General features: G+C 60.3%; 8 protein-coding genes. 5 read left to right on the forward strand and 3 right to left on the reverse strand.

What is annotated here, in order from left to right; translation table 11 throughout:
- Window positions 1-1,027: solute carrier family 23 protein (locus tag MYY08_RS10020; RefSeq protein WP_288013980.1), on the forward strand; the 1,027-nt coding region annotated here is incomplete at its 5' end.
- 184 nt (window positions 1,028-1,211) lie between these two features.
- Here the strand turns inward: MYY08_RS10020 and MYY08_RS10025 are convergent.
- Both MYY08_RS10025 and MYY08_RS10030 read right to left on the reverse strand, forming a co-directional pair.
- Entirely contained in the window at window positions 1,212-1,979 is a 768-nt protein-coding gene (locus MYY08_RS10025; protein ID WP_288013981.1) for an amidohydrolase, read from the reverse strand.
- Entirely contained in the window at window positions 1,967-3,127 is a 1,161-nt protein-coding gene (locus MYY08_RS10030; RefSeq protein ID WP_038627933.1) for a pyridoxal phosphate-dependent aminotransferase, read from the reverse strand. Before MYY08_RS10030 ends, MYY08_RS10025 begins: the two co-directional genes overlap by 13 nt.
- A 144-nt stretch (window positions 3,128-3,271) precedes the next feature.
- Between MYY08_RS10030 and MYY08_RS10035 the strand changes: the two genes are divergently transcribed.
- From MYY08_RS10035 to MYY08_RS10045, 3 genes are read left to right on the forward strand one after another with little or no spacing between them, the layout of a single operon-like run.
- On the forward strand, window positions 3,272-3,886 hold the full coding sequence (locus MYY08_RS10035) for a methylthioribulose 1-phosphate dehydratase (protein ID WP_038627931.1): 615 nt from the start codon (window positions 3,272-3,274) through the stop codon (window positions 3,884-3,886).
- Window positions 3,883-4,572 carry an acireductone synthase gene (gene mtnC / locus MYY08_RS10040; protein ID WP_084970998.1) on the forward strand — a complete coding sequence of 230 codons (690 nt, stop codon included), beginning with the start codon at window positions 3,883-3,885 and terminating at the stop codon, window positions 4,570-4,572. Before MYY08_RS10035 ends, mtnC begins: the two co-directional genes overlap by 4 nt.
- The gene (locus tag MYY08_RS10045; RefSeq protein WP_038627926.1) at window positions 4,569-5,111 is read left to right on the forward strand and encodes a 1,2-dihydroxy-3-keto-5-methylthiopentene dioxygenase; all 543 of its coding nucleotides are present in this window, start codon (window positions 4,569-4,571) and stop codon (window positions 5,109-5,111) included. Before mtnC ends, MYY08_RS10045 begins: the two co-directional genes overlap by 4 nt.
- Before the next feature lie 143 nt (window positions 5,112-5,254).
- On the opposite strand, the gene mtnA is transcribed toward MYY08_RS10045, so the two are convergent.
- Window positions 5,255-6,274: an S-methyl-5-thioribose-1-phosphate isomerase gene (gene mtnA / locus MYY08_RS10050; RefSeq protein ID WP_038630117.1), complete on the reverse strand. Its 1,020-nt coding sequence runs from the start codon at window positions 6,272-6,274 to the stop codon at window positions 5,255-5,257.
- A gap of 107 nt (window positions 6,275-6,381) precedes the next feature.
- On the opposite strand from mtnA, the gene mtnK reads away from it, so the two are divergent.
- Window positions 6,382-7,581 carry an S-methyl-5-thioribose kinase gene (gene mtnK / locus MYY08_RS10055; RefSeq protein WP_038627924.1) on the forward strand — a complete coding sequence of 400 codons (1,200 nt, stop codon included), beginning with the start codon at window positions 6,382-6,384 and terminating at the stop codon, window positions 7,579-7,581.
- Window positions 7,582-7,943 lie beyond the last annotated feature (362 nt).

Consider the following 7,943-nt stretch of genomic DNA (forward strand, 5'->3'; position numbering starts at 1 on the left):
CGGCGGCCTGCCGGTGGTGGCGGGGGCGATTATCGGCGCCTCGCTGTTCGGCCTGCTGATCGCGCCCTTTTTCGCCCACGTTATCCGCTTTTTCCCGCCGCTGGTGACCGGCACGGTGATTACGGCGATCGGGCTGTCGCTGATGCCGGTGGCGGCGCGCTGGGCGATGGGCGGCAATCCAAAAGCGGCGGACTGGGGCGCGCCGGAGAATATCGGGCTGGCGGCGCTGACGCTGGCGACGGTGCTGCTGCTGAGCAAAGTGGGCGGCGGCGGCATTAAGCGCCTGGCGGTGCTGCTGGCAATGGCGTTCGGCACGCTGCTGGCGGCAATGACCGGCAAAGCGAATTTCAGCGGCGTGATGACGGGCGATCTGTTTGCGCTGCCGGGCGTGCTCCACTTCGGGCTGCCGCAGTTCGATGCGGCGGCGATCCTGTCGATGATGCTGATCGTGCTGGTGCTGCTGACGGAGACCACCGCCGGGCTGGTGGCGATCGGCGAGATTATCGGCACGCCGGTGGATGAGCAGCGCATCGCGCGCGGGCTGCGCGCCGATATGCTGACCAGCGCGCTGTCGCCGCTATTTAACTCGTTTCCTCAGAGCGCCTTTGCGCAAAACATCGGGCTGGTGGCGATGACCGGCATCAAAAGCCGTTTCGTGGTGGCGGCGGGCGGGGCGATCTTAATCCTGCTCGGTCTGCTGCCGGTGCTGGGGCGCGTTATCGCGGCGATTCCGATGCCGGTGCTGGGCGGCGCGGGCGTGGTATTGTTCGGCACCGTCGCCGCCAGCGGCATCCGTACGCTGGCGAAGGTGGATTACAAAGACAATATGAATCTGGTGATTGTCGCCACCGCGCTCGCATTCGGCATCATTCCGGTGGTGATGCCGGGCTTTTACGACCGCTTTCCTGGCTGGGTACAGACGCTGTTTCACTCCGGCATCAGCGCCGCCTGTCTGGTCTCGGTAACGCTGAACGCGCTGTTTAATCCGTTGCCGAAACGCGAAGCGGCGGTCGATCGCGGCACATGATAAATACGCTTTTATCGATAAGGGCGGGTTCTGGTGATACCGGACATTTACGGCGCGGCGATGAATCTCGCGCGCGTCCGGCTGACAGGATGCGGGCATCAGGCGATTGACAGCATTAACGGGCGGGTGAAGGCGGCGCTAAGGGGTTAAACGTAGCGTCCCGGATGGAACGCTACGCTGCGCGCTACCAGTGAAAATCATCCGCATCGCGCCACGCCGGGAAGCTGTCGCGGTAGCGGTTCAGCGTTTCCAGTGACAGCGTGGCATTCAGAATCGCGGGCTGATGCGCCTCGGCGCGATCGAGAATCATCCCCTGCGGCGAGATAATCTGACTGTCGCCGCTGTAGCGCAGCGCCTTGCCATCTTCGCCTACGCGGTTGCAGCCCGCCACGTACGCCTGATTTTCAATCGCGCGCGCCATCAGCAGCGCCTGCCAGTGATGGCTGCGCGCCTCCGGCCAGTTCGCCACGTAGAGCGCCAGATCGTAATCATTGCGGTTGCGGGAAAAGACCGGGAAGCGCAGGTCGTAGCAAACCTGCGGCAAAATACGCCAGCCGCGCCAGGTGAAAATTTCCCGCCGCTCGCCAGTGACATAGTGATGATGCTCATCGCCCATGCGGAACAGGTGACGCTTGTCATAGCTGTGCAGGCGGCCGCTCGGCTCCACCAGCAGAAAGCGGTTCACCGCCCCTTTTTCCGTTTGCAGCGCGGCGCTGCCGCCGACCATCGCGTCAAGCCGACGCGCATGATCCGCCAGCCATGCCACCACTTGCTCCTGCGGCAGCGACTGCTGCGCCGCCTCCATCGCGAAACCGGTAGTGAACATCTCCGGCAGCACAATCAGATCGCGGCCGGTCAGCGACGCCAGCAGGCTGTCGAAATAGGCCAGGTTCGCTTCGCCATCCATCCAGACCAGCGGCTGCTGCAATAGCGTAAGATTTAAATCTGACATAGGCGCTCCGCAGCGGCGAGCAGGGTGCTTTCCTGCTTGGCGAAACAGAGGCGGATCAGGCGGTGCGGGAAGCCGTCCGCGCAGAATACCGACAGCGGAATCGCCGCCACGCCCACCGTTTCCGTCAGCCAGCGGCAGAAGCTGACATCATCCAGATCGGAGATGGCGCTGTAGTCCGCCAGTAAGAAATAGGTGCCTTCGCAGGGCAAAATCTCGAAGCGGCTGCTGCTTAACGCCTGAACGAAGCGATCGCGGCGCGCGCGATAGAACGCCGGCAATTCACGGTAATGCGCCGGCTCGGCGCGTAGCATATCGGCCAGTGCCAGCTGCGCCGGCGTGTTCACCGAAAATGTCAGATACTGATGCACCTTGCGGATTTCCACGCTCAGCGCAGGCGGCGCGACGCAGTAACCCACTTTCCAGCCGGTCATATGATAGGTCTTGCCAAACGACGAGACGGCGATGGCGCGTTCGCGCAGCTGCGGATGCGCCAGCACGCTGTGATGGCCTTCATTGCTGAAGCAGATATGCTCATACACTTCATCGCTCAGTACGTAGATCGGCTTATCAGCGATTGCCTGCCACAGCGCGGCAAAATCGCTCTGGCGCCAGACGGTAGCGGAGGGATTGTGCGGCGTATTCAGAATCACCAGCCGGGTGCGTGGCGACAGTAGCGGCTCAAACGCCTGCCAGTCCACGCGAAAAGCGGGCGGCTGTAATGTCAGGCGTTTCATCACGCCGCCTGCCAGCGTCACGGCGGGCGCATAGCTGTCGTAGCTGGGATCGAAGCAGATCACCTCATCGCCTGGCCGCACCAGCGCGGTGATCGCCGCATAAAGCGCCTCGGTAGCGCCAGCGGTCACGGTAATTTCCTCGTTAATGTCGGGACGCCAGCCGTACAGTTCGGCGGTTTTGTCGGCGATCGCCTCGCGCAGCGGCGCCACGCCGGTCATCGGCGCATACTGGTTGGCGCCCTGGCTGACGTGATGCGCCAGCCGCTGTTGCAGATAATGCGGCCCATCAAAATCGGGAAACCCCTGCGAGAGATTAATGGCGTTGTGCGCCTGCGCCAGCGCGCTCATCTGGGTGAAAATCGTGGTGCCCAGCGCGGGCAGCTTACTTTCTGGAATCAACGGGTTACATGACATAAATGGCTCACCTTCAGGATGGATAGCGGCCCGATGTTACGGCTGTGTTGAGCCACTATAATCATGATGTTAGTATTTGGCAATCAAGACGGGTAGACGTCTAAACGCGCTTTCTCCTTCAGCGACTCAGAGATAAGGAACACTATGACGGTAACTTCGCAACTGGCGCAGCTGGTGGCTGCCTGCCACTGGATTGGACAGCAGGGCTGGGCGCCCGCTACCGGCGGCAATATGTCGGTGCGCGGCGATGACACCATCTGCCTGCTGAGCGAATCGGGCAAGGATAAGGGCAGCCTGAGCGCTGACGACTTTATCGAAGTCTCGATCGCCACCGGTCAGGCCGCTGCCGGGCGCAGGCCTTCCGCCGAAACCGGGCTGCATACGCTGATCTACCGCCTGTTCCCCGATGCGGGCGCGGTGCTGCATACCCATAGCGTCAACAGCACCGTGCTGTCGCGGGTGGAGAAAGGCCCGACGCTGCTGTTACAGGGCTACGAGATGCAAAAAACGCTGGCCGGTCAGCACAGCCATCTCGATCGGGTCGCCATCGCGCTGTTCGATAACGATCAGGATATCGACGCGCTGGCGCGACGCATCGGGGAGTACGCGCAGCGCCAGCCGCTGCGCTACGGTTTTCTGCTGCGCGGCCATGGCCTGACCTGCTGGGGCAAAGATGTGCAGGAGGCGCGCCGTCACCTGGAAGGGCTGGAGTTTCTGTTTAACTGTGAAATGCAACGTCGTTTGCTGGAGAGAGCATGATTCGCGCGATTGTTACCGATATTGAAGGCACCACCAGCGATATCCGCTTTGTACATAACGTTCTGTTTCCCTGGGCGCGTCAGCATCTGGCGGACTATGTGCGGACGCAGCAGGATCAACCGGAGGTGGTCGACGCGCTGAACGCGCTGCGCCGGGAGATTAGCCAGCCGCAGGCCGACGTCGATGCGCTGATAGCCACGCTCTATCGGTTTATGGATGAGGATCGGAAATCGACCGCGCTGAAGGCGTTGCAGGGCATGATCTGGCGCAGCGGCTACCTGAACGGCGACTTTACCGGCCATCTCTATCCTGATGTCCTGCCCGCGCTAAAAAAGTGGCGTGAGCAGGGTATTTCCCTGTACGTTTATTCTTCTGGATCGGTTGCGGCGCAAAAGCTGCTGTTCGGCTATAGCGACTGCGGCGATATTACGGCGTTGTTCAACGGCTACTTCGACACGCATGTCGGCGCCAAGCGCGAGGTAAGCGCTTACCAGAACATTGCCGGTCAGATTGGCCTGCCCGCCAGCGCGCTGCTGTTTCTTTCCGATATTCGGCAGGAGCTGGATGCGGCGCAGCAGGCTGGGTGGCATACCCTGCAGTTGATTCGCGGCGAAGCGGATAATGACAGTACCCATCGCCAGGTTAACCGTTTTGATCAGATTAAGCTGGAGCCGTTTTCCTTATGAGTGAATTAACCATTTATACCGAGACAGAAACCACGGTGCCGATCTGGCACAGCACCGATCCTGAGGCGATCCGCGAGCAGCTGAACGCGCGCGGCGTGCGTTTTGAGCGCTGGGAGGCGGATCGTGAACTGGGAGAAAATCCCGATGCGGAAACCGTGATCGGCGCCTATCAGCATGCCATCGATCGGCTGGTGGCGGAAAAGGGTTACCAGAGCTGGGATGTGATCAGCATGCGCGCCGATAATCCGCAGAAAGAGGCGCTGCGCACGAAATTTCTCTCCGAGCATACCCACGGTGAAGACGAGGTGCGCTTTTTCGTTGAAGGGGCAGGGCTGTTCTGCCTGCATCTGGAAGGGCGCGTTTATCAGATTCTGTGTGAGAAGAACGATCTGATCTCAGTGCCGGCCGGCACGCCGCACTGGTTTGATATGGGATCGCAGCCGCACTTTACCGCGATCCGTATTTTCGATAACCCGGAGGGCTGGATCGCCAACTTTACCGGCGATCCGATCGCCGTGACCTATCCGCGTCTGCCCTGACATATCTCATGCGGACGGCGACCGCCGTCCGCATTATCGCCTGCTTGTTTATCCAGTCGAAACGACAACCGCTATTTGCACGTTTATTTGTGCTGCCCGGCCGAAATGGTGATGCACCTCGCGCATAAGGATTAACGTTGGCATCACGGCTGGAAATAACCGGCCGCTACCGCTTCCGGCGTGACGACGCCGGTATCCAGCACCCAGCCGCTGATGAGCGACGCCGGGGTGACGTCGAATGCCGGGTTCCACACCTGCGCATTCTGCGGCGCCCACTGCACCTGTCCAAAACTGCCCGCTGCGCCTGTCACTTCGGCGGCGGCGCGCTGTTCGATCGGAATGGCGCTGCCGTCGGGACAGGCGCGATCCAGCGTGGTGTGCGGCGCGGCGACGTAAAACGGAATGTTGTGATAGCGCGCCAGCACCGCCAGGCTGTAGGTGCCGATTTTATTCGCCACGTCGCCGTTGGCGGCGATGCGATCGGCGCCGACCCAGACGGCGTCTACCTGCTGCTGCGCCATCAGTGCCGCCGCCATGGAGTCGCAGATCAAACGGTTAGGGATGCCCAGCTCGCCCAGCTCCCAGGCGGTTAGCCGCCCGCCCTGTAATAGCGGACGGGTCTCATCCACCCACACCATCTCCACGTTTCCCTGCTCAAAGGCGCGCGCAATCACGCCGATGGCGGTGCCGATGCCAGCAGTCGCCAGGCCACCGGTATTACAGTGCGTCAAAATCCGGCTGCCGCGCGGCACCCGTTCGCTGCCGGCGCGCGCGATGGCGTCGCACAGCGCTTTATCCTCTTCCACCAGCCGCAGCGCCTCCGCACCGAGGGCGGCGACATAGTTTTCCTGCTTCAGCGCCTGCTTCATGCGATCCAGATTGTTCATCAGGTTAACCGCGGTGGGTCGTGCGGCGCGCAGCACTGTCAGCGCCTGCGCCAGCTCATCGCGCGGCATGCCGTTTTCCGCCAGCAGCGCCAGCAGCAGGCTGGCGGAGAGGCCGATCAGCGGCGCGCCGCGCACCCGCAGCGCGTGAATATGACTAACCAGCGCGTCTACGCTGCTGGCGTCCAGCCAGTTTTGCTGCTGCGGCAGCGCCTGCTGATCGAGGATCCACAGCTGGTTATCACGCACGCGCAGACTGGTGGTATGAAGAGTTTGCATAAGGGTGAAATCCATGTTGCGTTAATGCTGTATATTGTGCCAACATGCGAAACGGAAGTATAGACGTCTGAACGGCTTTTACTACAGATTTGCAGAGGAAACGGATAATGTCGCAATACCGGACGTTCACTGCCGCCGATGCGGTGGCATATGCGCAACGATTTAGCGGACTGAGCGATGCGTCTTCGCTGGTGGACGCCGAAGAGATTGGTGACGGTAACCTTAATCTGGTGTTTAAAATCTTCGATCGTGACGGTAACAGCCGCATCGTGGTGAAGCAGGCGCTGCCCTGGGTGCGCTGCGTCGGCGAATCCTGGCCGTTGACGCTGGACCGCGCGCGGCTGGAAGCGGAAACCCTGATTGAACACTACCGTCACTGCCCGCAGCATACGGTAAAAGTGCTGCATTACGACGCAGAGCTGGCAGTGATGGTGATGGAAGATCTCTCCAGCCATCGCATTTGGCGCGGCGAGCTGGTACAGGGGCGGTACTATCCGCAGGCGGCGCGTCAGCTGGGCGAGTATCTGGCGCAAACGCTGTTTCATACCTCCGATTTTTACCTGCATCCGCATGAGAAAAAGGCGCAGGTTGCGCACTTTATCAACCCTGAAATGTGCGAAATCACGGAAGATCTCTTCTTTACCGATCCGTATGAGGACCATCCGCGCAACAGCTATCCGACGGCGCTGGAAGCGGCAGTGTCTGAACTACGCAGCGACGATCGGCTGCGTAATGAGGTGGCGGGGCTGAAGCATCGCTTTTTCGCCCACGCCGAGGCGCTGCTACACGGCGATATCCACAGCGGTTCGATCTTCGTCGCCGACGACAGTCTGAAAGCGATTGACGCCGAGTTCGGTTATTTCGGGCCGATGGGTTTTGACGTCGGCACCGCGCTGGGCAATCTGCTGTTGAACTACTGCGCGCTGCCGGGGCTGCTGGCGCCGCGTGAGGCCGCCGATGCGCGCGAGCAGCGCTTAACGGACGTGCGCGAAGTGTGGATCACTTTCGCCGAACGTTTTCAGGCGCTGGCAACGGAGAAAACCCGCGATCGCACGCTGTCCTGGCCCGGCTACGTCAGCGAATTTCTCAAAAAAGTGTTTGCCGACAGCATCGGCTACTGCGGCACCGAACTGATCCGCCGCACCGTCGGTATGTCGCACGTTGCGGATATGAAAAACATCCCCGATCCGGCGATGCATACTGAATGCGTGCACCACGCGATTGGGCTGGGCAGGGCGCTGATTGTCGCCGCACCTAATATCGATACCGTCGATACGCTGATCGCCCGAATTCGCCAGCACGGCTAAGTTATTTATTTGATAAGAGCGCGTCTCGCCTGCCAGCGAGGCGCGTTTTTTATGGGCGCGTTATCCACGTTTTAGATTGGCTGCGCTTGTTGTTGGTTGGATGGTTTGTTGGAGGGCGTGTCTGCCTGCGGGTGGATCGGTAAGGCATCACACGTTAATAAAGAGAACCCTTTTTATTAGTGCTAATGTAATTCATTGATTTTACAGGAAAGAAATTAAAGAGCAGAAAAAAGGGTTTTACGGCTGAAAAAGCGGTATCTGTTTATTTTGTAAAGGTTTTGGGGTGGATTTGAACGGTTCACTGCCGCACAGGCAGCTTAAAAATGAAAACGGAAGCGCGCCGCCGCGTATCTGCAATCTAT

This window comes from Mixta sp., from assembly GCF_024610815.1.
In the GTDB taxonomy this organism is placed as follows: domain Bacteria; phylum Pseudomonadota; class Gammaproteobacteria; order Enterobacterales; family Enterobacteriaceae; genus Mixta; species Mixta calida.

What these genes read in the sequence shown, in the direction of transcription:
- MYY08_RS10035 (WP_038627931.1), top strand. Translation starts at nt 3,272, where the DNA reads ATGACGGTAACTTCGCAACTGGCGCAGCTGGTGGCTGCCTGCCACTGG.
- MYY08_RS10025 (WP_288013981.1), bottom strand. Translation starts at nt 1,979, where the DNA reads ATGTCAGATTTAAATCTTACGCTATTGCAGCAGCCGCTGGTCTGGATG.
- mtnK (WP_038627924.1), top strand. Translation starts at nt 6,382, where the DNA reads ATGTCGCAATACCGGACGTTCACTGCCGCCGATGCGGTGGCATATGCG.
- MYY08_RS10030 (WP_038627933.1), bottom strand. Translation starts at nt 3,127, where the DNA reads ATGTCATGTAACCCGTTGATTCCAGAAAGTAAGCTGCCCGCGCTGGGC.
- mtnC (WP_084970998.1), top strand. Translation starts at nt 3,883, where the DNA reads ATGATTCGCGCGATTGTTACCGATATTGAAGGCACCACCAGCGATATC.
- MYY08_RS10045 (WP_038627926.1), top strand. Translation starts at nt 4,569, where the DNA reads ATGAGTGAATTAACCATTTATACCGAGACAGAAACCACGGTGCCGATC.
- mtnA (WP_038630117.1), bottom strand. Translation starts at nt 6,274, where the DNA reads ATGCAAACTCTTCATACCACCAGTCTGCGCGTGCGTGATAACCAGCTG.